Consider the following 25418-nt stretch of genomic DNA (forward strand, 5'->3'; position numbering starts at 1 on the left):
TGTGCGGGCCTCATCGCGAGCAAGCTCGCTCCCACACTGGATCTGTGTCGTTCACAAATCCCCTGTGGGAGCGAGCTTGCTCGCGATAGGGGCGACTCGGTCCAACGACAGGCGCGGGATTATGCCTACCCCGGATGCGCCGCTGCCAACAGCTCCTTGGTATACGGATGCTGCGGCGATTCAAACACGTCATGACTGGCACCGCTTTCTACCACTTTGCCGTCCTTGATCACGATCATGTCATGAGCCAGTGCGCGCACCACCGCCAGGTCGTGGCTGATGAACAGGTAAGTCAGGCCGTGTTTTTCCTGAAGCTGGCGGAGCAGGGCGACCACTTGTTTTTGCACCGTGCGATCCAGCGCCGAGGTCGGTTCGTCCAGCAGGATCAGCGCCGGTTTCAGCACCAGCGCCCGGGCGATGGCGATGCGTTGGCGTTGGCCGCCGGAAAACTCGTGCGGGTAGCGATGACGGCTTTTCGGGTCGAGGCCGACTTCTTCCAGTGCCCGAATCACTTCGGCTTTGCATTCGTCAGCCGTCAACTGGCTATGAACCTCAAGGCCTTCACTGATGATCTGCGCCACGGACATTCGCGGGCTGAGGCTGCCGAACGGGTCCTGGAACACCACCTGCATTTTCTTGCGCCACGGCCGCAGCTGTTTTTGCGTCAGGCCGTCCAGCGCTGCACCCTGAAAACGAATGCTGCCTTCGGAGTCGAGCAAGCGCAGGATCGCCTGACCCAGCGTCGACTTGCCGGAGCCGGATTCGCCCACAATGCCCAGCGTCTTGCCGCGCTGAATGTTCAGGCTGATGCCGTCCACGGCCTTCAGGTAGGTCTTGCGCTGAAACAGCCCGCCACCGAGGGCGAACTGCACGCGCAGATTGTCCACTTCCAGCACGTTCTCGCGCTCGTCCCGGGGCAGCGCCTCACCTTCCGGTTCCGCGTTCAGCAGCACGCAGCTGTAAGGGTGTTTCGGTTCGGTAAACAAGGTTTCGCAAGGTGCCTGCTCGACGATTTCCCCGGCCTTCATCACGCAGACCCGTTGGGCAATGCTGCGCACCAGATTGAGGTCGTGGCTGATCAGCAGCAGCGACATGCCGAGACGCTGTTGCAGGGATTTGAGCAGCAGCAGGATCTTGCGCTGCACTGTCACGTCCAGCGCGGTGGTCGGTTCGTCGGCGATCAGCAGCTCCGGTTCGCAGGCCAGGGCCATGGCGATCATCACCCGTTGCCGCTGGCCGCCGGACAATTGATGGGGATAGGCCTTGAGCCGCTCCTTGGGCTTCTGAATGCCGACCAGATGCAGCAATTCGAGTATCCGCGCTTGCGCCGCTTTACCGGCCAGGCCCTTGTGCAGCAGAAGGGTTTCGCCGATCTGCTTTTCGATGCTGTGCAGCGGATTGAGCGAGGTCATGGGCTCCTGGAAGATCATCGCGATGCGGTTACCCCGCAGTTCTCGCAGCACCTTTGACGAAGCGCCGACCAGCTCCCGGCCACGATAGCGAATACTGCCCGTGGTTTCGGTGCCGGTCTCTGGCAGCAGTTGCAGGATCGAGTGAGCGGTCACCGACTTGCCGCAGCCCGACTCGCCCACCAGTGCCAGGCATTCACCGGGGCGGATGTCCAGGCACAGATTGCGCACCACGGTCTGGCCACTGAAGGTGACGCGCAGGTCACGGATTTCGATCAGGTTGTTACTCATATCAGTAGTCCGCATCACGATCGTGGATCAAAGGCATCACGCAACGCCTCACCAATAAACACCAATAAAGAAAGAATCAGCGCCAAGGTAAAAAATGCCGTCAATCCCAGCCACGGCGCTTGCAGGTTCTGCTTGCCCTGACCGATCAATTCGCCCAGCGATGCACTGCCGGCGGGCATGCCGAAGCCGAGGAAGTCCAGCGCAGTGAGGGTGGAGATCGCTCCGGTCAGAATGAACGGCAGGTAGCTTAGGGTCGCATTCATCGCGTTAGGGAGGATGTGCCGGACGATGACTTTACGGTCGGTCAGGCCCAGCGCCCGCGCGGCTTTGACGTATTCCAGGTTGCGCCCGCGCAGGAACTCGGCGCGCACCACGTCCACCAGGGCCAGCCAGGAAAACAGCGCCATGATCCCCAGCAGCCACCAGAAATTAGGCTCGACGAAACCCGACAGGATGATCAGCAGGTACAGCACCGGCAGCCCCGACCAAACTTCCAGCAACCGTTGACCGATCAGGTCGACCCAGCCGCCGTAATAGCCTTGCAGGGCACCGGCAGCGATGCCGATCAGTGCGCTGACAAACGTCAGCATCAAGGCAAACAGGATCGACACCCGAGCACCGAAAATCACTCGGGCCAACACGTCCCGCGCCTGATCGTCGGTGCCCAGCCAGTTGACCTTCGTCGGAGGGCTGGGCGCCGGTTGGTTGAGGTCATAGTTCGGCGTGTCGTCGCTGAAAGGGATTGGCGGGAACAGCATCCAGCCACCGTCCTTGTGAATCAGCTTCTGCACATAATCGCTGCGGTAGTCCGCCTGGAACGGCAGTTGCCCGCCAAATTCCTGCTCGGTATGACGCTTCAGGGCCGGAAAGTAGAGGGAGCCCTGATAGCTGACGATCAGCGGTTTGTCGTTGGCGATCAGCTCGCCACCGAGGGTCAGCAGGAACAGGCCGACAAACAGCCACAACGACCACCAGCCGCGACGGTTTTTCTTGAAACGCTCGAAACGACGACGACCTAACGGCGAGAGCTTGAACATCAGGCGTTCCTCGCGGCGAAGTCGATACGTGGGTCGACGAGGGTGTAGCAGAGGTCGCCGACCAGTTTTATCAAGAGACCGAACAGCGTGAAGATGAACAGCGAACCGAATACCACCGGATAGTCCCGTGAAACCGCGGCCTCGTAACTCATGCGACCCAGGCCGTCGAGGGAGAAGATCACTTCAATCAGCAGGGAACCGGCGAAAAATACGCTGATAAACGCCTGGGGAATTCCCGAGACCACCAGCAGCATGGCGTTGCGAAACACGTGACCGTAGAGCACTCGGCGTTCGCTCAGACCCTTGGCGCGGGCGGTGACCACGTACTGGCGCGTGATTTCATTGAGGAAGGAGTTCTTGGTCAGGATGGTCAGCGTGGCGAACCCGCCGATCACCAGCGCCGTCACCGGCAATACCAGGTGCCAGAAGTAATCGGCGATTTTGCCCACGGTCGACAGCGATTCGAAGTTGTCCGAGACCAGGCCGCGCACCGGAAACCAGTTCAGCGAGGTGCCACCGGCGAAGACCACGATCAGGAACATCGCGAACAGGAACGCCGGCATGGCGTAGCCGATGACGATCGCGGTGCTGCTCCAGATATCGAAATGGCTGCCGTGGTGCACGGCCTTGCGGATGCCCAAGGGAATCGACACCAGGTAGGTGATCAGCGTCGCCCAGAGCCCGAGGGAAATGGTCACCGGCATTTTTTCCAGGATCAGGTCGGTGACGGTCGCACCGCGGAAAAAGCTCTTGCCGAAGTCCAGGCGCGCATAACTGGTGAGCATCAGCCACAGGCGTTCGTGCGCCGGCTTATCGAAGCCGTATTGCTTTTCGATGTCCTTGATCAGTTGCGGGTCGAGGCCGCGACTGGATCGGGAAGTGCCGGACATGCGTTCGCCGGAACCGCCGCCGACACTCGCGCCGCCGATGCCTTGCAAGTGCGCGATGGCCTGTTCCACCGGGCCGCCCGGCGCGGCCTGGACGATGATGAAGTTGACCAGAAGAATGATCACCAGCGTCGGGATGATCAGCAACAGACGCCGCAGTATGTAAGCCCACATCAGTGCGGCCCTCCGGGTTTGCCACGGCTGATTTGCTCAGCGGTCATCTGTTGGTTGGTCAGCGGCGTGGTGCTGATTTCCCACCAGCTCTCGATGGCTTCGTCATTGCTCGCCTGCTCGTTGGGCCTGCCGAAACGATTCCACCACACGGTGGAGCTGCCCGGCGGGTAATAGTTGGGAATCCAGTAGTAGTTCCATTGCAGCACCCGGTCCAGCGCGTGGGCGTAGTGCAGCATTTCGGGTTGGGTGGTGGCGCGAATCAGCCCGGCGATCAGGGTGTCGACCGCTGGACTTTTCAAGACCATGTAGTTATTGGCACCAGGGTCGTTGGCCGAGACCGAGCCGAAGTAATTGAGCAGTTCACCCCCGGGCGACGTCGTGACCGGATAGCCGGTGACGATCATGTCGTAGTCGCGGCTCATCAGGCGATTCACGTATTGGGACGAGTCGATGCGGCGGATGTTCATGTCGATGCCGATCTGTTTCAGGGTGCGCTTATAAGGCAGCAGCAATCGATCCATGCCGTTCTGGCTGACCAGGAAAGTGAAACTCAGCGACTGGCCTTCGGCATTGACCAGTTGATCGCCATCGGGTTTCCAGCCGGCCTGTTCGAGCAAATCGAGTGCCTGCAACTGTTTGTCGCGTATCACGCCGCTGCCATCGGTTTTCGGTGCTTGGAAAACCTGGGTGAACACCTCGTCGGGGATCTGCCCGCGCAGTGGTTCGAGAATCGCCAACTCGCCGGCGTCCGGCAGGTGTCGGGCGGCGAGGTCGGTGTTGGAAAAGTAACTCTGCTGGCGGATGTACAGGTCGCGCATCATCTGCCGGTTGCTCCACTCGAAATCCCAGAGCATGGCCAGCGCCTGACGCACTCGACGGTCCTGGAACAGCGGGTTTTGCAGGTTGAACACAAAGCCCTGAGCCGTTTGGGGCGCTTGCGTTGCCAGGTGCGCCTTTTGCAGGCGTCCGTCACTCAGGGCCGGGCCGTCGTAGCCGATGGAGTAACCGGTGGCGGAAAACTCTCGATTGTAGTCGTAGGCCCCGCCGCGCAGGACCTGACGGGCGACGTCGGTATCGCCGAAGTACTCGATGCTGAAATGATCGAAATTGTAGAGGCCGCGGCTGACCGGTAAATCCTTGCCCCACCAATCGGCGTTGCGTTCGAAGGTGATGCTGCGACCGGAGTCGACCTTGCCTACCCTGTAGGGGCCGCTGCCCAACGGTGGCTCGTAACCGCCACCATTGGCGAAGTCGCGAGTCTTCCACCAATGCTCGGGAAACACCGGCAAGGTCGCGATATCGAGGGGAAGGGTACGGTTTTCACTGCTTTTCAAGTCGAACCGAACCGTTAGAGGTGATTCCACTTCGACGCCTTTGACGTCGGCAAATTGGGTGCGATAACGCAGGCTGCCCTGGGTCATCAACAGGTCGAAGGTATAGCGCACGTCTTCGGCCGTGATCGGTTTGCCGTCCGCGAAACGGGCCTTGGGGTTCAGGTAGAAGCGCAGGAACAAACCGTCGTCCGAGCGCTCCATTTTCTGTGCCACCAGACCGTACACGGTGTAAGGCTCGTCCAGCGAACGCTGGGCGAGGGGCGAGTAAAGCAGGCCGTCGATCTGTGTGACGCCAATGCCTTTATCGATGTAGGGCAACATATGATCGAAATGACCGATTTCGACAGCCGAGCGGCGCATGGTGCCACCCTTGAGTGCTTGCGGGTTTGTGTAGGCAAAATGACTAAAGCCGGCAGGATACTTCGCCGGTTCACCGTACACGGTCAACGCATGTTGCGGTGCTGCAGTCACACCGGTGACGCTCAACAACAGGGCCACGGCCGTGAACAATAAAGTAGGGAACGCCAGTCGCATTGTCAGCCTTAGAGCCGGGTGGTCAATAACCGCAATTTGTACGCTAGCGGCGCGTCCCTCGCCACTCGTATCACGTATCCGAAACACAACGGCCCACCAAAAGGCGGGCCGTTGAGCAGAAAACCTAAAGCTTGATCAGTCCTGACGGCTGGTCACTTCCAGCAGGTGGTAACCAAACTGGGTCTTGACCGGGCCTTGCACCACGTTGATCGGTGCGCTGAAGACCACGGCGTCGAATTCCTTGACCATCTGGCCTGGACCGAACGAACCCAGATCACCGCCCTGGCGGCTGGACGGGCAAGTGGAGTTGGCTTTGGCGACTTCGGCGAAATCAGCGCCGCCTTCGATTTGGGCTTTCAATTCGTTGCACTTGGCTTCGCTGGCAACGAGGATGTGACGGGCAGTGGCTTTAGCCATGGTGAAATACTCCTTTCAATGTTCAATAAAATGCGGAGCCTACCGGATTCAGTGGTCTATTTCTTCTCAAAGTTCCGTACAGCCTATGCAGACCGGTACGGTATTCCTTTATAGGCCGGCATTTTTCAGGCGCTCCGCATGCTGCACATACAGGTCAATCGGGTCGATGCCCTTGCGCAGTGGGCCAGCGGTCTGGCTGAGGCTGTCCAGATGATCCAGCGGGTAGTCGGACCGGATGACTTTGCCCAAATGAGAGCTGTAGCGGCCAACAAGGCCATCGTTCTGCTCGGGCTCGGTGGTGAAGTAGTGGGAAAAGGCGCGGAGGAACCCGTGTAGCGGACTCAGTGCATCGAGCCCTTTGTCGAGGGTGTCGCCCTGCAGGGTGCCGCTCCAGGAGTAATAACGTACGCCGTCGACCAGTTCGCGACCCTTGCCACCCCAGGTTTTCGGCAACCCCTGGGGGTACTTGTCATTGAACGCGCCTACACCTTCGGTGGTCAGGGCATTCAGCGCGGCGATGGCGTTCTGCGGCAGGTGACGGTGACCGCTGAGCAACGATAGAAAGTCTGCAAACAACGTTGCAACGGTTGCAGCGACTCGTTCCGGCAGGCGCCCGGGCGTCAGCGCCTTGCGCAAGTAGTCGGCCAGTTCCGAACCGTGATTCGGTCCGCTGACGGACGTCACCGAAGCGATTGCCTCCGGCGCCGTCGCTGCCGCATAACGTGCAGCGAGTGCGCCTTGGCTGTGGCCGATCAGGTTGACTTTGTTCGCACCGGTTCCTTCCAGTACCCGTTCGATCTGCACCAGAAGTTGGTCGCCGCGGACTTCATTGCTATGGGTGGCCGACAAGTGCGGGATAAACACTCTTGCGCCTGCACTCCTGAGGGCCTGCTTGACGTCATGAAAGAGTTCGATCTTGCCGATGCGATCGAAGCCGAAGAGCCCGTGGACCAACAGGATCGGATACTGAGTAGTTGCATTCCGTAGCATGTTCTTTCCTTTTTCGCAGTCGTTCAGAGGTGTGTTGATGGGCTCACTCTAAAGCACACCCGCTGTTCGACGTTGTATGAAAAAGCCGCTGTAACTTGATGAATACGGAATAGAAAGTGTACGAAAGCTCGAAAGGAGATGAGGTCTTGGTCGGAATATTTGGACATCTTTTTATCTGTAACAGAGCATTTTCCTGCGATGGCCTACTTCGGGAACATCCTTTGCCTGTTGATAGTGTCTCGATTCCGACGTCCAGTCCTCAATGGGAGGACTGGAAGAGGGTGTGGCTCACGCCGATTGTTGATCCCCGCTCTGAGCTCTGAGCCGATCGGCTGCCTGGCGCAACAATGATTCCGTGCCGCTCCAGCCAAGGCAGCCGTCCGTGACTGACACGCCGTAACGCATTGAGGTGCCCAACGGTTGGCAGCCTTCGAACAGATGACTCTCGATCATCATGCCGATCAGTGAACGATCACCTTGCAGGCGCTGTTCAAGCACATCGTTAAACACCGCTGGTTGACGCAACGGGTCTTTGCCGCTGTTGGCATGGCTGCAGTCGACCATGATCCGGGCCGGGATCTTCAGTTGGGTCAAATCGCTGTTCACCCGGGCGACACTGTCGCGGTCGTAGTTCGGCCCGCGGTGTCCACCACGCAGCACCAGGTGGGTGTCGGGATTGCCTGGCGTTTGAATGATTGCCGGATGACCCTGGCTGTCGACACCGAAATGGCGATGCGGATGGGCGGCAGAGCGCATGGCGTCGCTGGCCACACCGACACCACCATCGGTGCCGTTCTTGAAGCCGACCGGCATGCTCAGGCCGCTGGCCATTTCCCGATGGATCTGCGATTCGGTGGTGCGAGCGCCAATAGCGACCCAGCTCAGCAGATCGTCGAAGTAGCCGGCAGCCATCGGTTGCAGCAGTTCGGTGGCAATCGGCAGTCCCAGTCGGAGCATTTCGCGCATCAACTCGCGGGACAGCGTCAAGCCGCCGGCCATGTCATCGCTGCCATCCAGACGGGGATCGTAGGCCAGGCCTTTCCAGCCGACCGTGGTGCGGGGTTTTTCGACGTAAGCGCGCATCACCAACAGCATTTCATCACTGACCTCGGCAGCGAGGCGGGCGAGGTTGCCGGCGTATTCGAGGGCGGACTGAGGATCGTGGATCGAGCAGGGGCCGACGATGACCAGCAGACGGGAGTCCTCACCGTTGAGGATCGCGCGAACCGCGTGGCGGTGGGCGGCGACTTGCTGGCTCAGGGCATTGCTGAGTGGCAATTGCTGTTTGAGTTGCAATGAGCTGGGCAGACGCAGGGTCAGCGCTTCATTGGCAGGGCTCAAGGTGGACAGCGGCAGAGCAGAGACGGACGAGTTCATATTCGGGCTTCCTGGGCTGGCGGCGGGTTCGTTCCCGCGCACTCGGCCCTACTGGGGTGTTCGACAATTGGCCGGATTGGCTGCGTGTGTGTGCTTGCCACCTGTGGGTGACCGATCGGAGGCGGCAGGCTGTCCCGAGCGGAGGCTGCTAAATCGCCAGGCGGTAAAACTGTCGTGACGGTAATAAGTGGCGTAGTTCATTGTTGAATCCTCTGGTTGTCTGGTGTGTCGCTAAAAATGTGTAGGGCTGAAAAAACAAAACCCCCGGTCGGGAAGCCGACCGGGGGTTGAGAACTCTCTGGTGGCGACCCGTTTAAAGTGGGCGCCGTGTGGGTATCAGGCGCGCCAGTGGCTAAACCAATACCCAAAATAAAAGCTGACCGGAGCACAAACGTCATTCACCCGGGCAGCCGCCACCGAGCGCAGGGCGCTGACGGTACGAAGCTGTGAGAGGGTGCTGGACATGGTCTTTCTCCGATGAATGCGCCGAGCTTACGCGAGGCCGGTACGTGGATTCAATCAGAAAATGCTATCGATCACTGGCGGCATTTTCTATCACTTGAGTGCGTCGTCGGTTGTGACACACTTTGTGCTTCGCTTATGTACATCGTCACAAGGACGAATCATGACGTCACTGATCATCGCCGCTGCTCAATCGATCTCCATCGCCGGCGACCTTGCCGCAAACATGGTGTGGCATCAGCGCTTCATGCAAGTTGCCGCGGAGCAGGGCGTGCAGTTGCTGGTGTTTCCGGAGTTATCGCTGACCGGGTACGAGCGTGGACTTGCGGCTGAATTGGCCATTTTGCCAGCCTCCGAGGTGCTGCAACCGCTACGGGATTTCGCGCGGGAAGTCGGTGTGACGACGGTCGTCGGGATGCCGATTCGCCTGTCGGAAGATTCGCCCGTATTGATTGGGGCGCTGGTGTTGGGCGCTGATGGATCGCTCGGGATCTACAGCAAGCAACATCTGCATCCAGGCGAGGAGGTGGCATTTGCACCGGGAACCGGCGGTTCGACCCTGACCCTAGGTGCCGATACGGTCGCGTTGGCGGTGTGCGCGGATTTCTCTCACGCCAGTCATGCCGCCGCAGCGGCGCAGCAGGGCGCCGATCTCTATGCGGCGGGCGTGCTGATCACGGAAAAAGGCTACGCTCCGGATACCGCGTTGTTGCAAGGCTACGCCAGCGCTCATTCGATGACGGTCCTGATGGCCAACCATGGCGGTGCAACGGGTGGCTGGGAATCGGCAGGACGCAGCGCGATCTGGGCGCCGGACGGCTCGCTGATTGCGGCCGCACCGGGGACCGGTAATCTGATGGTCGTTGCTCGACGCAACGCTGACGGCTGGAAAGGGCAATTAGTGGAGGTCGCATTGGGGTGATGGTATTTGAATTACGTCCGGCGACATCCCGGGACCTCGACTTCGCTCGTGAACTGACCCGTAACAACATGCTGCGCTATTACATTCAGCACGATCTGCTGTGGCAGGACGAAGGTTTCGATGTTGGCTGGGCAGGGCGCGAGAACTGGTTGATTGTAAGTGGCAGTACCGTGTTGGGCTTTTTCAGTCTGAGTCGTGACGCCAAAGCCCTGTACATCCGCGAACTGCACGTCCTCGAAGCGTTTCGAGGGCAGGGCGCCGGTTCCTGGGCGATTGATCAGGTATTCGCCATGGCGTGCAAGGAACGGCGTCCGGCATTGCGTTTGACGGTTTTTGAGAATAATCCCGCGCAAGCGTTGTATGTGAGAAAGGGCCTGAAGGTGGTCGGCACAGACGAGTGTTTCCTGAGAATGCAGCGTGATATCGATGCCTCGCCTGGCTGAAACACGCATACGACAAGCCTTTCAAGATGTATTGAAACTTTTTATATGACGCTTGCCGCTAGGTCTGCCAGTTGCTTTTTGCTAAGGTGTCGGCAACCCAATAAGACCATTTCGCGAGGTGTCTGCTTGATTAGGGTGCTAGTAGTCGATGATCATGATCTCGTTCGTACAGGCATTACACGAATGCTGGCTGACATCGATGGCCTGCAAGTAGTCGGCCAGGCTGAGTCAGGCGAAGAATCCCTGCTCAAGGCGCGTGAGTTGAAACCCGATGTGGTGCTGATGGACGTCAAGATGCCTGGTATCGGCGGTCTTGAAGCCACGCGCAAATTATTGCGCAGTCATCCGGATATCAAAGTCGTCGCGGTCACCGTGTGCGAAGAAGATCCGTTTCCGACTCGGTTGTTGCAGGCCGGTGCCGCGGGCTATCTGACCAAGGGCGCCGGATTGCCGGAAATGGTCCAGGCCATCCGCCTGGTGTTTGCCGGGCAGCGCTACATCAGCCCGCAGATTGCACAGCAACTGGCGATCAAGTCTTTCCAGCCGACCAATGATTCGCCTTTCGACGCCTTGTCGGAGCGGGAAATCCAGATCGCGCTGATGATTGTCGGCTGTCAGAAGGTCCAGATCATTTCCGACAAGCTCTGCCTGTCACCAAAAACAGTGAATACCTACCGTTACCGCATTTTCGAAAAGCTTTCGATCAGCAGCGATGTCGAGTTGACGCTGTTGGCGGTTCGTCACGGCATGGTCGATGCCAGCCTCTGAAAATGACTGAAGTCTTCGATCCAAGCGCCTTTCTGTCGACGGTCAGTGGGCGTCCCGGTGTGTATCGCATGTTCGACAGCGAGGCACGCCTGCTCTACGTCGGCAAGGCCAAGAACCTCAAGAATCGCCTGTCGAGTTATTTCCGCAAATCCGGTCTTGCGCCCAAGACCGCGGCCCTTGTTGCGCGTATCGCTCAGGTCGAAACGACGATTACGGCCAATGAAACCGAAGCCTTGTTGCTTGAGCAGACGCTGATCAAGGAGTGGCGTCCGCCCTACAACATCTTGCTGCGCGACGACAAATCCTACCCCTACGTCTTTCTCTCTGATGGCCAGTTTCCACGCTTGAGCATCCATCGCGGTGCAAAAAAGGCCAAGGGCAAATATTTCGGCCCTTATCCCAGCGCGGGTGCGATTCGCGAAAGCCTGAGCCTGCTGCAAAAGACGTTTTTCGTTCGTCAGTGTGAAGACAGTTATTACAAGAACCGCACACGCCCTTGTCTGCAATACCAGATCAAACGCTGCAAGGCGCCCTGTGTCGGGCTGGTGGAGCCCGAGGTATACGCGCAAGACGTACGGCACTCGGTGATGTTCCTCGAGGGGCGCAGCAATGCGCTGACGGATGAGTTGTCCGCCGGAATGGAAGAGGCGGCGATCAATCTCGAGTTCGAGCGTGCGGCCGAGTTGCGTGATCAGATTTCATTACTGCGCCGGGTCCAGGACCAGCAAAGCATGGAAGGCGGAACGGGCGATGTCGACGTGATCGCAGCATTTGTCAATCCGGGTGGTGCCTGTGTTCATTTGATCAGTGTGCGTGGCGGGCGGGTGCTGGGGAGCAAGAACTTCTTTCCTCAGGTGGGTATTGAAGAGGACGTTTCCGAAGTCATGGCGGCGTTTCTCGGCCAGTATTTCATCAGCAGTCCCGAGCGCGACTTGCCCAGCGAACTGATCGTCAACGTGGTTCACGAAGACTTTCCGACCCTGATCGCGGCCATTGATAAGCTGCGTGGTCGCGAATTGACCATCAGTCATCGGGTTCGTGGTACGCGAGCACGCTGGCAACAGTTGGCGGTCACCAATGCCGAACAGGCTCTGGGAGCGCGACTGGCCAACCGTCAACACGTTGCTGCACGGTTCGATGCCCTGGCGGAAGTGCTGAACCTGGATGAGCCACCGCAGCGCCTGGAGTGTTACGACATCAGTCACTCCAGCGGCGAAGCGACCGTGGCATCCTGCGTGGTGTTCGGCCCCGAAGGCCCGATCAAGTCCGACTACCGTCGCTACAACATTGAAGGCGTCACTCCGGGTGATGACTACGCCGCGATGCACCAGGCCCTGACCCGACGCTTCAGCAAACTGAAGGACGGGGAGGGCAAGCTACCGGATATTTTGCTGGTGGACGGTGGCAAGGGGCAGCTGTCCATGGCCCGCGACGTGCTCAATGAACTGGCCGTGCCTGATCTGATTCTGCTGGGCGTAGCCAAGGGCGCCACGCGCAAGGCCGGTTTCGAAACCCTGTACCTGAACGATGCTGCCCACGAATTCACCTTGCGCGGCGATTCCCCCGCGCTGCATTTGATCCAGCAGATACGCGACGAGGCTCACCGTTTCGCGATTACCGGGCACCGCGCACGCCGTGGGAAAACTCGCCGCACGTCTACACTGGAGGGCGTCGCCGGTGTCGGACCGACCCGTCGCCGCGATTTGTTGAAACATTTTGGTGGATTGCAGGAGCTGTCTCGTGCCAGCATCGAAGAGATCGCCAAAGCACCCGGGATCAGTAAAAAGCTCGCAGAGTTGATTTATGCCAATCTGCACAGCGAGTAGAATGCCCCCTCACCTCGTAGCCAGTTGTGCCGATGAATATCCCTAATCTGATTACCGTACTACGCGTCCTGCTCATTCCGATCTTCATTTTACTGTTCTACCTGCCGTATCAATGGAGCTACATGGCCTCCGCCTCGGTGTTCGCATTTGCCGCCGCCACCGACTGGCTGGATGGGTATCTGGCCCGCCGACTGGAACAAAGCACACCGTTCGGGGCTTTCCTCGATCCTGTGGCTGACAAGCTGATGGTTGCCGTTGCGCTGGTATTGCTGGTGCAAGAACATGGCAACCTGTGGCTCACGCTGCCGGCCGCCGTGATCATCGGTCGCGAGATTGTCGTCTCGGCACTTCGCGAATGGATGGCCGAACTCGGCGCCCGCGCTCACGTCGCGGTGTCGAACCTGGGCAAATGGAAGACCGCCGCGCAAATGCTGGCGCTGGTGATCCTGCTGGCCAATCCGTCGGATTTCACGTTCTGGGTACTGCTGGGTTATGCCTTGCTGCTGATATCCGCGGGCCTGACTCTGTGGTCCATGGTCCAATATTTGCGGGCTGCCTGGCCGCATCTGAAGACCGACGTGGAAAAGAAATAAACTTTTTTGAATCAAGGGGTTGACGGGGCATCAGGATTCTATAGAATGCGCCTCACCAAGACGCGGGAATAGCTCAGTTGGTAGAGCACGACCTTGCCAAGGTCGGGGTCGCGAGTTCGAGTCTCGTTTCCCGCTCCAAGCATTAAAAAATGGATCTCTGAAAAGAGGTCCATTTTTTTTCGTCCAAAGAAAAGGTCGCCGGCGAGAAACAGCTTCAGCTTCTGGGAAAAGCGCTCCACCTTCAGCAAGCATCCGGAAACTCGATCAGATTGGCTGACGCGTAGCGCAGGCTATCGAGCAGGTCGGCGACCCTCAAGGGCATGGCGCGTGCACAGATCGTCGGCGAGCCCAGGGCATGCTGAAGATTCTGTTCCACCGCGAAACCCTGGAAGTGCTGGGCGTTCACTGCTTCGGTTATCAGGCGTCGGAGACCGTTCACTTGGACAGTGAGCCGAGGCAGCCGGAAATATCCTGCCTGGGTCATCGGGGTTTTCTGGCGCAATCTGTCATAGCGACGCCCTGTCCACCAATGGACAATCGACTGGCTGCGCTCCCGTTACCTCGAGGGCCTCGATCAGGTGCCGGGCCGCATTGCGACCGATCTCGTAGTAAGGCAGTTGCACTGTGGTCAGCGGCGGAATGAACAGTTCGGCGATGCCGATCATGTTGTCATAGCCGAGAACAGCGACATCGTCGGGGATTTTCAGGCCCCGGCCCAACAACAGCTGATAGGCACAGAAGGCAATGCGGTCGTTGCCACAGATCAGAATGTCGAATTGGGGATGACCGTCAATGATGTGCCGGTCGAGGATGGCTGCGGTTTCACCATAGGCGTCGTGATCGGAAAGGTCGTATTGCAGGAGTGCCTCAGGCGCCAGGCCGAATGCCTGACAGGCACGCTGCAGGCCTTTTTGTCGCAGACCCCAGGCCAGGCTATGTTTTGGCAGATTGATACACAGAGGGCGCCGATAGCCTTGGCTTAACGCGTGATGTACGGCTCGATACTGCCCCTTTTCGTCGTCTGGCACATAACTGACCAGGCGGCTGTCATCGGCCAGGCAATTGGCGAGTACCAGTGGTTTGCTCTTCAACCGCTCGGGAATGCTCACCTGGCGCAACCCCATGGCGCTGAAGATCAATCCGTCGGGACGGTGCGATAACATAAGGTCGATGTTCTGATCGGTGGGCGGGTTGCTCAACAGGTTAAGGATGAACACATTCCAGCCTGCTTGCTGCGCGGTCTGTTCGATGGACAGCAGCAACTCGACCGCGAACGGTGTGGTCGCGGTGTCCAGCGCGAATACACCGATGGTTCGCGATTGGAGGTTGTCGCCGCGCATCTTGCGCGCCGACAGGCTCGGTACGAATTGCAGTTCATCAATGGCGCGACGCACCCGCAGAAGGGTTTCGGGGCTCAGTTTTTCCGGGTTGTTGAGCGCTCGAGAAACCGTCATCAGGGACACGCCGGCCAGTTGTGCAACGTCTTTCACTGAAGTCATGCGAGGCGAGGCCGGTCAGGTTGACGCAGGATCATGACACAGGGCCCGGGCTTCTCGCGACTCGAATGACGCTGCTCATAGCCATCCAGAGCCGAGAGGCCATGCCTTGGGAATCGAGACACGCCCGCCACTCCCGCTGGCAAACAGCTTCACGCCCAGACTGTCGGGCCGCGGATAAAGGCGACTGCTGAGGCTGAAGCGCCCGTTTTCGTCGAACACCTCGATGGACGAGCGATCGAGAAACACGTGCAATTGCAGTCGCTCTTGTGTCGGGTCTATCGGCACACTGCGCTGACCGGTGACTTGCGCACCCGAACGGCTGCGGTCCAGGACCAGTCGCTGCAGCGACGCATCGTAGTAAAGCAGGGTTTCTTCATGACCATCGTCGCTGCACCGCAAGGCGATTCCCAAGTAGCCGTCGGTACAGCCGAGCACATCCAGATGCACATGGATTTCGAGCATATCGCCATTCACTTCCGGCACACACCGGGTTCCCGATTCATCCCACCAGGGCGTGCTCGGCAATGGCGCCATGCGCAGAGCAGTGAGCTCCCGTGCTGGATATACGCAAAGACGATCGGCGTGCAGTTCAAGCTCGCGCGGCAAACCGAGCATGCCGCACCAGTGATGGGCCTGGCTCGGCATCGGGCTTTCCCACATGTCGAGCCACGCCCACACAAGGCGCCGACCGTCGGCGGCCAGTAGCGTTTGTGCGGCATAGAAATCGTGGCCGTTATCCAGCTCGATAAAAGGCCCGCCGGTGAAGTGCCATTCGTTGTCGAGTCGGCCCACTCGATAACCGGTCTGGTACTTGTTGAGCCGTTCGTAACCCTCGGGTTGCATGCCCTGGGGGGAGTAGAGCAGCACATCGCGTCCGTTCAGTCGGAACAGATCCGGGCACTCCCACATGTAGCCATCGCCCTCGCTGCCGCTAGACACATAGTCGAGGAACTCCCAGGTATGCAGATCGGCGGAACGGTACAGCGGCAGCAACGGCACATCGCCCAGACGTGCGCCGGCAATCAGGTACCAATAGTCCTCCTCCTGCCATACCTTGGGGTCACGAAAGTGCATGATTGCGTCTTGCGGCGCGGTCTCGATGACTGCGCCATGCTTGACGAACCGGATACCGTCGATGCTGGTGGCCAGGCACTGGACTTGACGGATCGAGCGCTCGTCACCCACTTCCCCCAGCCAGGTGTGCCCGGTGTAGATCAATGCCAGTGTGTCTCCACACACCACCGCGCTACCGGAAAAACATCCGTCACGGTCGAAGTCATCGCCGGGCGCTAGGGCAATGGGTAGATGCTGCCAATGAACCAGGTCGGCACTCTTGGCATGCCCCCAATACATCGGGCCCCATTTCGCTTCGAAGGGGTGGTGTTGATAGAACACGTGGTATTCGCCCCGAAAGTACACCACCCCGTTAGGGTCGTTCATCCAGCCTGCTGGGGGGGCAAGATGATAACCGGGCCGATAATCATCGATGACGCGAGACAGACCATCACTCAGCGCATGCTGCGCGATCTCAAGGGCAGCGGACATTGGAACACTTATGGATTTCAAAGACACAGTCATAGGGCGCTTGCTCGTGCCGAGCGCTGAGGGACGCCATCCGGCAGGGTTTCGATGGCGTGTGGGTGGCGCTTCAAGGCCGTGCCGGCGGCGTCGAACAGGTGCAGGTTGTCGATGTCCAGTTGCAGCTCGACCCGATCGCCTGCCTGCCAGCCGGCGCTGACCTCGCAACGACAGATCAGTGGCTCGTCCTGACCTGTTTCGAGGTGCACATAGGTCTCGCTGCCCAGGTATTCGACCGCAGTCACGAGGACGGCGGCGGTTCCGTCTGCCGCCTTGAGCGTCACGTGTTCCGGGCGAATCCCGAGGCTCAGATGCGCGTCCGCTGCCAGGTTCGAGCTGTCAAAGGGCAGGGAGGTCATACCCAATACGGGGCAATCGACCAGACTGGTTTTGCCTGAGGCATGCAGGCGTGCCGCCAAAAAGTTCATTTTGGGCGAACCAAGAAAGCCGGCGACAAAGCGGCTGGCCGGGCGCTCATAGAGTTCGCGCGGTGAGCCGACCTGTTCTACGCGACCGCCATTGAGCACGACAATTTTGTCGGCCAGGGTCATCGCTTCAACCTGATCGTGGGTGACGTAGATCATGGTCGAGCCCAGTCGATCATGCAGTCGGGCGATTTCGTTGCGCATCTGCACCCGCAAGGATGCATCCAGGTTGGAGAGCGGTTCATCGAACAACAAAATGTCCGGCTCCCGCGCCATGGCTCTGCCCATGGCCACACGCTGACGCTGCCCTCCAGACAGTTCCTTTGGCTTGCGTTGCAGCAGTTTGTCTAATTGCAGGATCTGCGCAGTTTTCAGTACGCGCTCGCGCAGGCTGGTCTTTTCAGTCTTGGCCAGTTTGAGACCAAAACTGATGTTGTCGTAGACGCTCATGTGTGGGTACAGCGCATACGACTGAAACACCATGCCGACACCACGCTCGCGCGGCTCGAGGTCGTTGACCCGACGCCCGTCGATCAGGAGGTCGCCGCCGCAGATCGAATCCAGTCCGGCGATCAGTCGTAGCAGGGTCGACTTTCCGCAGCCCGAAGGGCCGACGAACACCACGAATTCACCCGCAGCAATCTCCAGGCTAACGTCGCGAAGAATCCGCACGCCGCCCAATTGTTTGTTTACGTTGTCCAGTTTCAATTTGATCACGATGCTGTTCCTTGTACGTGTTGGGCATCAACCCTTTAACGCGCCGGTAGTGAGACCGGAAACGATTCGGCGCTGGAATATCAGCACCAGAATCACCAGTGGGACGGTGACCAGCACCGAGGCGGCCATCAGCAGCCCCCAGGGCAACTCATGGGGGCTACCGCCGGAAATCAAGGCGATGGCGACCGGTACTGTGCGTTGCGTGTCTGTGAGGGTGAAGGTCAAGGCAAACAGGAACTCGTTCCACGCTGCGATAAAGGCCAACAGGCCAGTGGTGACCAGTGCGGGCCATAGCAGCGGCAACAGCACTCGGGTAAGCGTGACCCAGGGCGAAGCACCATCCATGATTGCCGCTTCTTCCAGTTCATGGGGCAGTTGGCCCATGAACGTGGTCAGCACCCAGACGGTGAAGGGCAGGGTGAAAATCGTGTAGCTCAGGATCAATGCCCAAGACGTGTTGTACAGACCCAGGGCGCGGATCACTTCGAACAGCCCCGACAGTACAGCGACCTGGGGAAACATCGACACGCCGAGAACCATCATCAATACGGTGCCACGCCCCCGGAATTTCACCCGTCCCAAGGCATAGGCGGCGGTCACGCTGAGGAACAGCGCCAGCGTCACCACGCTAAGCGCAACCACCAGGGAGTTACCGATAGCCCGCAGGAATGAGGCTTGGTGGAGTACCGCCGCGTAATTGGAGAAGTCGGGGTTTTCTATCCAGTAGCTCACCTGGAACAGGGCACTGGACGGCTTTAGCGAAGTCACGATGGCGTAGTAGAAAGGGAAGACTGCGTACAGCAGCAAAACCCCGATCAGGCACCAGAATCCGAGGCGCAACAGCGCTTTTTTCAGTAGGCGCGGGCTCATGATCGAACCTCCATTTGACGGCGTCCGAGGTAGAGATAAAGCATGGCGATTACCGCAACGACCAGAAACAGCAGAGTCGAGGCCGCGCTGCCATAGCCAACATCCTGGAACTCCACCAGGTGTTGGCGGGCATAGACCGACATGCTCATGGTGCTCGAAGAATTCGAGGTCAGCACATAGATGACGTCGAATACCCGCAGGGAATCGAGGATGCGGAAGATCGCCGCCACCAACAATGCAGGCATCAACAGTGGAAGCGTGACGCGCCAGAACACTTTCAGCGGATGAATACCGTCGACCCTGGCGGCTTCGTAACAATCGCTCGGCAACATCTGCAAGGCCGCCAGCATCAGTAGCGTGACAAAAGGTACGGTCTTCCAGACGTCGACGATGATGACCGCCCACATCGACAGATCCGCATCTGCTGTCCAGGCCAGGGGGGCATCAATCAGGCCGACACTCAGCATCATGTGATTGATGATGCCGAACTGGTCGTTGAGCATCCATGACCAGATCTTCGCCGAGACTATGGTAGGAATCGCCCACGGAATCAGAATCAACGCACGTACCAAAGAACGGCCGGTGAACTTGATGTTCAACAGCAACGCCACCAGTAGCCCCAGGACGACTTCCAGTCCCACCGACACCACGGTGAAATGCAACGTGTTGCGCACAGCGTTCCACCATTGTGGATCGACCAGGACGCCCGACCAGTTGGAACCGTTGTGGAACAGATAATTGCTCAAGCCTACGAAGGATCCACCACGGGTGTCCGCCAGGGTGGCGTCAGTCAGGCTGAACCAGAATGTACGCAGTAGCGGCCAGGCGGCCACGAGGGCCAGACACATCAACATCGGTGTCAGAAACAGCCAGGCGGCGCGTACTCGGCGACGCTGTACAGGCGTTTCCCTGGTGAGCAGGAGCTCGTCACAGGGGGCATGGGTAGTAGAGACAGACATGGTGATTTCCTTCCTTGTGGCTTACCAGTTCCGGCGTTTGATGCGCGTGAGTTCGCTTTCCAGTTCGGCCAGCGCCTGATCGACAGGCAACTCGCCCGCCAGCACGCCATGCACTCGATCGAAGAACGCATTGGAGACCCGTGGATAGCGATCGGCAGTGATGGAGGCGGGACGCATCACCCCATCGTTGAGAATGCTGTGCAGCTGAGCGTAATAAGGCATTGCCGCGAGCAGTTCGGGGTCTTGATACAGCGACTCGATAACCGGGTTGTAGGCGCCTATCAGGGCACGATGTTTTTGCTCTCGGGCACTGGTCAGGTAGCTCACCAGTTCTGCGGCAAGTTTGGGATGGGCGCTGTAACGCGATACCGCCAGGCCCCAGCCACCGAGGGTGGAGGCATGGCTGCCGGTCTCGCCGCCGCGGGGCAGGGGAGCGACCCCGACCTTGTCTTTTACGGCACTGTCCTGGCTTTGTACCAAGGCCCAGACATAAGGCCAGTTACGCATGAACAACGCATTTCCCGACTGGAATACGCCTCGTCCTTCTTCTTCGGTGTAGTTGAGTACGCCCCGCGGGGAGATGTCTCCTACCCAGCTTTTCGCCAGGGTCAAAGCAGTTTTCGAGGCCTGACTGTTGACCACGATATCTCCTGCTGGATTGACCAGTCCGCCTTCCGGTTGGCTGCTGATCCACTCCAGCGCATTACACGTCAGCCCCTCGTAAGCGCGTCCCTGAAAGATGTAACCCCATGCATTGGGGTTACCGGCAGTGCGCTCTGCCTGTTGAACATCCCGGGCGGTAGCAGTCATTTCCTCCCATGTCTGGGGAACCTGCTTGGCGTACTTATCGAGCAAGTCCTTGCGGTAATACAGCAGGCCCGAGTCGGTGAACCACGGCATCGTCACCAGCCGTCCGTTCACCGTGGCGTTATCCACCTGTGCCTGGAAGTAACCTTGAGTCGCGTTGGCGGGCAGCACCTCGCGCAGATCCATCAGATGTTTGGCCAGCATCCCCGGCCACACCATATCGATTTGAATGATGTCGATGTCGGTGGACTGAGCACTGAGGATCTGTTGGTAGAACGACAACCTCTCGGTCGCCGAGTTAGGCGTGGAAACCACCTCAACGTTGTTGCCGGTCTGTTTCGACCACGCCTGGACAGCCTCCTTGCACAGTTGTAATTCCGCACCCACTGCACCGCACGAAATCGTCAAATCGGCTGCGCTCGAGACGGATGGAAGTCCGGCGCAGAGGGTGATTAGTGCTGCTGGAAGGAGAGATTTCAGATGTTTCATTGAGCACCCTTTATTTTTGTTTTTAGAAAAGTTAACGTTAACATCGCCAAATGTAGCAGCGTATTTGCGATGAGGCATCCATTTTTTCGTCGATTGCCACAATTTACAACTCACGAAAAAAGGGCTGGTCGCGGGAATTACACAATAAAAACAAAACAGGGAATCCACATGCAGAAAGCATCAAGCTGGCTACTCGCAGGTGTGCTCGGCACCTCGGCGGCGACCTCTCAGGCCGCGACTCTGGAAGAACGCATGGCCGCGTTTGAAGTCCGTGCCAGCGCAGCGGAAAAGCGCGCAGCCGCAGCTGAACAACAAACCCAGGCACTCGCCAGGGAATTGCAGCAGATCAAACTCGCCACTCCCGCCGCGAAGCCTGTTGCGTCCACTGCGACAGCCATTGAGACGCCTGGGTTGGACACCCGGCTGGCAAAACTGGAAGCCCGTCAGCAAAGCATGGAAAAGCAGGGCAGCAGCGGCCACCTCACGGACGGCTTCAGCTTTAAGGGTTATGCCCGTTCCGGATTGCTGATCAACGATGGGCTAGGTGGTGGTCGTGGCGGCCCTTATACAACCCCGGCCGGTTCAGTCGGTGGCGCCGTCGGGCGACTCGGCAATGAGGACGACACCTACATGCGCATCGACCTGTCGAAAGAGGCCTATGCGCAGAACGGCACCCATTCCAAATTCACGGTGTCCATTGCCGACGGTGTGGAAAGCTCCAATGACTGGACGGCCGACGAAAGCAACCTGAACGTGCGTCAGGTCTTTACAGAACTCGATCATCTCGCCGCCTTCAAGGGCAACTCAGTGTTCGAGAACTCCACCTTGTGGGCAGGCAAACGATTCGACAGAGATAACTTCGATATCCATTGGCTGGACTCCGACGTGGTCTATCTGGCTGGCACTGGGGGTGGTATCTACGATGTGCAGATGAACAAGAACTGGCGCTCGAATTATTCTTTGATCGGGCGTAACTACGGGGATTTCAGTGAGGGCGGTATCAACGCCGATGTGGAAAGCTACATCCTGACCTCAAACCAGTTCTTCGACAGTGGTCAGTGGCAGTGGATGTTCAACGCCATTGGCTCAAAGAAAAACGATATTGGCACTCGCAGCAATGAAGCAGGGCTGACGCCTGCGGATTCCGGCTTGCACAGCATGTTGGCCAATCACCAGAAAAACTTCTTCGGCCGGGAAGGCTTCTTCAAGACAGCGCTGCTCTATGGGCAAGGTCTGGGGGCAGAGGTCAAGAACGTCGGCTCGGATGGTGAGCTGATTGACGATGCCCGCGCTCTGCGTCTGGCACTTTACGGCGAGACTCCCATTGCGCCTGGTTGGCGCATCGGCCCCAGCTTGTTGGCCGAACAAAGCAAGGATAGATACGTCAAGGGTGACAATTACCGCTGGATGACCCTGAACATGCGTTTGGCCAATGCAATCAACAGCAATTTCGAGATGGCCTACGAAATGAGCTGGCAAACCATGAACCTCGACCCGAAGGGCTATCTACAACGTAATGCGGTCGACGGTAACTTCTGGAAATTCACTGTCGCCCCGACATTCAAGCCTGACGTTGGAGACCTGCTCACACGTCCCGAATTGCGAGTGTTCGCAAGCTTCATGAATTGGTCTTCGGATCTGGACAGATACAGTACCTCAGACTCCTTCGGCAAGACGGACTTCAACGCCGGAGGTGTGTGGCAATACGGGATACAAATGGAAACCTGGTTTTAATACTTGAACGCGTCCGGCCAACCCGCCTTCAGCGTACCTGCGGGCGGCTGTTGCAAATAGAGATGTCGGTTGGGGAGATCTGCTTTGAGATGGGCTATGAAAACTCTCTAGCTTCAACAATCACTGCCCTCCCAAAAAATATTTTTCCGTGCCCTTGAATCTAAAAAAAAAGGAAATGGAGTTCTTATATTTGATACCAAAAAAAGCGGGGATCTCGATGGCTGTGAGCTTTCGTGGCTACCACAGGCTTTAGGGCGATCGACTCGATTGCTTCGCCGTTGCTGTTGTCTCTGTCCTTACCTTTTGGAAAATTAGAATGAAGTAAATGGCAGGGAATAGCAGCAGACGGCTTTGCCCGCAGGGTAGGGAGATCGTTTTTTTTGCGACGTCAGACGTGGCTTGCTTTTGATTTCAGAGCAACCCGAAAACCAAAAAACTAGCTTTTCCAAACCTCCGGGTACGCCTGAATACCGTTGTCGGAGGCGTCTAGCCAATGCGCAACGTTTGATACGTTTCACCTCTCCAGATAAAAAACGGAATGTCATGCCTCGGACGCCACTCGATCCATAGTTGCCGGTCGGGATGGTTCTGAATCTGATTCGCAAGTCACCCGCTCTGATGAATTCGATGAGCGCTTTTAAGGCAGGTGGCACATGACGCCGGCTGGAGTAATAAAGAAAGAATAGGCTTGGCGGTGCCTTCCATTCCTGGAGTATTTCTTTGAGATGCCCGCTCCGGCTATCGTCGCGCGCCAGTTCCTCCTAGACATAGGCGATACTAGCCCCATCTTTCGCCGCTTGGATCATCAGCGCATCGTCTTCCAGAATGAGCGGGCCTGTGACGGACAAACGTATCAGTTGGCCGTCCGCTTGATACTCCCAAGCGTAAAGTTTGCCACTGGGAAAACGCCTGGCAATGCACGCATGGTCGAGCAAGTCGCGGGGAGCGTGCGCCACCCCCTTCGCTGCCAGATAGGTATCCATAGACTGCGTCCGGGGCATTGTGGAGCGGCGCCCAACCACGGCTGGGCGCCATTTGACTCAGCCAGTGTGGTGACTCTCGGCAAGGCCGTAGACGGATGTGTCGATGCCTTCGAAGCGCGCTTTTAACTGCAGCGCCAGATACAGCGAATAATGCCGTGACTGATGCAGGTTACCACCGTGGAACCAGAGATTTTCCTGCTGTGTTGGCTTCCACATGTTCCGCAGTTCGCCCTCGTACGGGCCAGGATCATTCGTGGTTCCAGAACCCAAGCCCCAGCAGCGGCCGACCTTGTCAGCTACTTCCTGGGAAATCAGCTTCGCCGCCCAACCATTCATTGAGCCATAGCCCGTGGCGTAGACGATCAGATCTGCCGGTAGTCGGCTTCCATCGTTGAATACGACGGCATCTGCTTCGATGCGTTCGACACCCAGGCCAGGCGCGCTTTTGAGCTTGATCGTGCCGTTAGCGATCAGTTCCGAGGCGCCGACGTCGATGTAGTAACCAGAACCACGGCGTACATACTTCATGAAAAGGCCAGACTCGTCGTCACCGAAATCTAGCATGAAGCCGGCCTTGGCCAAGCGCTCGTAGAAGTCCTTGTCACGCTCCTTGATCGCGTCAAATATGGGTTGATGAAAGCTTGGCATAACCTTGTAGGGGATCGAGGCGAACAGCATGTCGGCTTTGTCTGTGGTCAAACCGGTCTCCAGGGCGTCTTCAGAGTAGAGCCCGCCGAAGACGAGATCCATTAAACTGTCGGAACGCACGATGTGGGTGCTGGAGCGTTGCACCATGGTCACCTCAGCACCGTTCTCCACCAAGTCGGCGCAGATATCGTGAGCCGAATTGTTCGCACCGATGACCACCGCGCGCTTGCCGCTCCAGGCGTCTCCGCCGGGATGGCGGCTAGAATGATGCTGCTGGCCATTGAAAACCTCGGCACCCGGATAACTGGGAACATTGGGTACGCCGGACATGCCGGTGGCGAGGATCAACTGGGTAGGCTGTAAAGTTACACGCTCGCCCTCGCGCTGCACTTCAACCTTCCAGGTGCCACTTTGTTCGTCAAAGCTGGCGCTCACGCATTCTGTACGCGGCCAATAATTGAGCTCCATGACTTTGGTGTACATTTCCAGCCAGTCGCCAATCTGGTCTTTTGGAGTGAAGACTGGCCAGTGATCGGGGAAGGGGAGGTAAGGCATATGGTCGTACCAGACAGGGTCGTGCAGGCACAGCGACTTGTAGCGACCGCGCCACTGATCACCAGGACGCTCAGCCTTGTCGACGATCAGAGTTGGCACGCCCATTCGCTTGAGCCGCGCAGCGAGCCCCAGCCCACCTTGGCCGCCCCCCACGATCAGGCAGTAAGGTTGGGTGGTGATCCCTAGCGAAGCTTCTTCATCGCGCCGGCGCTCTAGCCAGTTGCGTTTGTCGGCGTGGGTGTGACCATGACTGGCACCCATTGGACGACGGCGGCCGCTGGGTTCTTCAAAGCCTTTGAGCTCGCGCATGGTCGTCAACAGCGTCCAGCACAGGCCGTCCTTTAGACGCACATAGCCTTTACCACGCGCCGCATTGGTTTCCAGACTGATCCAACCTTCGATCACACCGTCATTGAGCGTCGCCTCACCTTCCAGTTTCCATCGCTCAGGACGAGTCTGGTCGAGGCGTGTTTCGAGCATGTCTCGGATGGCAGGCTTGCCTTCCAAGGTCACTAAGTTCCAGCTGAAAAGTAGTAAGTCACGCCAGTGACACTCTTCGGCAAACAGTTCCAGCACGCCGTCCACATCACGTTGGGCGAGACGCTCGCCGAGGTTTTCGACCCAAGCCGCGAGTTGAGCAGTTGGCGTGTGCAGAGGTGTTTCAACAGCGATGTTCATGGGGCTTCTCCG

At 58.3% G+C, this 25418-nt stretch carries 20 protein-coding genes, 1 tRNA gene and 2 pseudogenes; 8 read left to right on the plus strand and 15 right to left on the minus strand.

The window, feature by feature from the left end:
* Positions 1 to 125: 125 nt before the first annotated feature.
* From ACMXYJ_RS14750 to ACMXYJ_RS14780, 7 genes are all read right to left on the minus strand, one after another.
* Positions 126 to 1700 (minus strand): ABC transporter ATP-binding protein, encoded by a 1575-nt coding sequence (locus ACMXYJ_RS14750; protein WP_415760410.1) that lies wholly within the window; start codon positions 1698 to 1700, stop codon positions 126 to 128.
* Positions 1701 to 1714: 14 nt separating this feature from the next.
* A complete protein-coding gene (locus ACMXYJ_RS14755) occupies positions 1715 to 2737 on the minus strand; it encodes an ABC transporter permease (protein ID WP_033061673.1) in 1023 nt (340 codons plus the stop codon).
* Positions 2737 to 3798 carry a microcin C ABC transporter permease YejB gene (locus ACMXYJ_RS14760; RefSeq protein ID WP_123368175.1) on the minus strand — a complete coding sequence of 354 codons (1062 nt, stop codon included), beginning with the start codon at positions 3796 to 3798 and terminating at the stop codon, positions 2737 to 2739. The genes ACMXYJ_RS14755 and ACMXYJ_RS14760 overlap by 1 nt, the downstream gene beginning before the upstream one ends.
* The gene (locus tag ACMXYJ_RS14765) at positions 3798 to 5666 is read right to left on the minus strand and encodes an extracellular solute-binding protein (protein ID WP_415760411.1); all 1869 of its coding nucleotides are present in this window, start codon (positions 5664 to 5666) and stop codon (positions 3798 to 3800) included. The genes ACMXYJ_RS14760 and ACMXYJ_RS14765 overlap by 1 nt, the downstream gene beginning before the upstream one ends.
* A gap of 135 nt (positions 5667 to 5801) precedes the next feature.
* The gene (locus ACMXYJ_RS14770; protein WP_046048458.1) at positions 5802 to 6083 is read right to left on the minus strand and encodes a peptidylprolyl isomerase; all 282 of its coding nucleotides are present in this window, start codon (positions 6081 to 6083) and stop codon (positions 5802 to 5804) included.
* 108 nt (positions 6084 to 6191) lie between these two features.
* Positions 6192 to 7073: a lipase family alpha/beta hydrolase gene (locus ACMXYJ_RS14775; protein WP_415760412.1), complete on the minus strand. Its 882-nt coding sequence runs from the start codon at positions 7071 to 7073 to the stop codon at positions 6192 to 6194.
* Positions 7074 to 7361: 288 nt separating this feature from the next.
* Positions 7362 to 8450 (minus strand): 3-deoxy-7-phosphoheptulonate synthase, encoded by a 1089-nt coding sequence (locus ACMXYJ_RS14780; protein WP_415760413.1) that lies wholly within the window; start codon positions 8448 to 8450, stop codon positions 7362 to 7364.
* 625 nt (positions 8451 to 9075) lie between these two features.
* Here ACMXYJ_RS14780 and ACMXYJ_RS14785 point away from each other — a divergent pair.
* From ACMXYJ_RS14785 to ACMXYJ_RS14815, 7 genes and pseudogenes are all read left to right on the plus strand, one after another.
* Positions 9076 to 9834, plus strand: coding sequence for a carbon-nitrogen hydrolase family protein (locus ACMXYJ_RS14785; RefSeq protein ID WP_415760414.1), 759 nt, complete (start codon positions 9076 to 9078; stop codon positions 9832 to 9834).
* On the plus strand, positions 9834 to 10277 hold the full coding sequence (locus tag ACMXYJ_RS14790) for a GNAT family N-acetyltransferase (RefSeq protein ID WP_415760415.1): 444 nt from the start codon (positions 9834 to 9836) through the stop codon (positions 10275 to 10277). The genes ACMXYJ_RS14785 and ACMXYJ_RS14790 overlap by 1 nt, the downstream gene beginning before the upstream one ends.
* A 126-nt stretch (positions 10278 to 10403) precedes the next feature.
* Positions 10404 to 11045: a response regulator transcription factor GacA gene (gacA, locus tag ACMXYJ_RS14795; RefSeq protein ID WP_008015884.1), complete on the plus strand. Its 642-nt coding sequence runs from the start codon at positions 10404 to 10406 to the stop codon at positions 11043 to 11045.
* A gap of 2 nt (positions 11046 to 11047) precedes the next feature.
* Complete coding sequence (uvrC, locus tag ACMXYJ_RS14800; protein WP_415760416.1) at positions 11048 to 12871, plus strand: excinuclease ABC subunit UvrC; 1824 nt, start codon at positions 11048 to 11050, stop codon at positions 12869 to 12871.
* A 32-nt stretch (positions 12872 to 12903) separates the two neighbouring features.
* Positions 12904 to 13464 (plus strand): CDP-diacylglycerol--glycerol-3-phosphate 3-phosphatidyltransferase, encoded by a 561-nt coding sequence (gene pgsA, locus ACMXYJ_RS14805; RefSeq protein WP_415760417.1) that lies wholly within the window; start codon positions 12904 to 12906, stop codon positions 13462 to 13464.
* 62 nt (positions 13465 to 13526) lie between these two features.
* A tRNA-Gly gene (locus ACMXYJ_RS14810) sits at positions 13527 to 13602 on the plus strand.
* 167 nt (positions 13603 to 13769) lie between these two features.
* Positions 13770 to 13906, plus strand: a pseudogene (locus ACMXYJ_RS14815) (oxidoreductase); the annotation flags it as partial.
* Positions 13907 to 13970: 64 nt separating this feature from the next.
* On the opposite strand, the gene ACMXYJ_RS14820 reads toward ACMXYJ_RS14815, so the two are convergent.
* The 6 genes from ACMXYJ_RS14820 to ACMXYJ_RS14845 form a co-directional block, all read right to left on the minus strand.
* Positions 13971 to 14963, minus strand: coding sequence for a LacI family DNA-binding transcriptional regulator (locus ACMXYJ_RS14820; RefSeq protein WP_415760418.1), 993 nt, complete (start codon positions 14961 to 14963; stop codon positions 13971 to 13973).
* Between the two features lie 75 nt (positions 14964 to 15038).
* Positions 15039 to 16508 carry a glycoside hydrolase family 32 protein gene (locus tag ACMXYJ_RS14825; protein WP_415760419.1) on the minus strand — a complete coding sequence of 490 codons (1470 nt, stop codon included), beginning with the start codon at positions 16506 to 16508 and terminating at the stop codon, positions 15039 to 15041.
* Positions 16509 to 16537: 29 nt separating this feature from the next.
* Positions 16538 to 17683, minus strand: coding sequence for an ABC transporter ATP-binding protein (locus ACMXYJ_RS14830; RefSeq protein ID WP_415760420.1), 1146 nt, complete (start codon positions 17681 to 17683; stop codon positions 16538 to 16540).
* Between the two features lie 27 nt (positions 17684 to 17710).
* Positions 17711 to 18553, minus strand: a complete 843-nt coding sequence (locus tag ACMXYJ_RS14835) for a carbohydrate ABC transporter permease (RefSeq protein ID WP_415760421.1) — start codon at positions 18551 to 18553, stop codon at positions 17711 to 17713.
* Entirely contained in the window at positions 18550 to 19512 is a 963-nt protein-coding gene (locus ACMXYJ_RS14840) for a carbohydrate ABC transporter permease (RefSeq protein ID WP_415760422.1), read from the minus strand. Before ACMXYJ_RS14840 ends, ACMXYJ_RS14835 begins: the two co-directional genes overlap by 4 nt.
* A gap of 21 nt (positions 19513 to 19533) precedes the next feature.
* A complete protein-coding gene (locus ACMXYJ_RS14845) occupies positions 19534 to 20808 on the minus strand; it encodes an ABC transporter substrate-binding protein (protein ID WP_415760423.1) in 1275 nt (424 codons plus the stop codon).
* Positions 20809 to 20976: 168 nt separating this feature from the next.
* On the opposite strand from ACMXYJ_RS14845, the gene ACMXYJ_RS14850 reads away from it, so the two are divergent.
* Positions 20977 to 22542, plus strand: coding sequence for a carbohydrate porin (locus ACMXYJ_RS14850; RefSeq protein ID WP_415760727.1), 1566 nt, complete (start codon positions 20977 to 20979; stop codon positions 22540 to 22542).
* Positions 22543 to 23153: 611 nt separating this feature from the next.
* On the opposite strand, the pseudogene ACMXYJ_RS14855 reads toward ACMXYJ_RS14850, so the two are convergent.
* Together ACMXYJ_RS14855 and ACMXYJ_RS14860 are read right to left on the minus strand one after the other, a co-directional pair.
* Positions 23154 to 23534 (minus strand): annotated as a pseudogene (locus ACMXYJ_RS14855) (LysR substrate-binding domain-containing protein); the annotation flags it as partial.
* A 48-nt stretch (positions 23535 to 23582) separates the two neighbouring features.
* Positions 23583 to 25406: an NAD(P)-binding domain-containing protein gene (locus ACMXYJ_RS14860; RefSeq protein WP_415760424.1), complete on the minus strand. Its 1824-nt coding sequence runs from the start codon at positions 25404 to 25406 to the stop codon at positions 23583 to 23585.
* Positions 25407 to 25418: the final 12 nt, after the last annotated feature.

Source organism: Pseudomonas arabinosi (assembly GCF_047758675.1).
Lineage (GTDB): Bacteria > Pseudomonadota > Gammaproteobacteria > Pseudomonadales > Pseudomonadaceae > Aquipseudomonas > Aquipseudomonas arabinosi.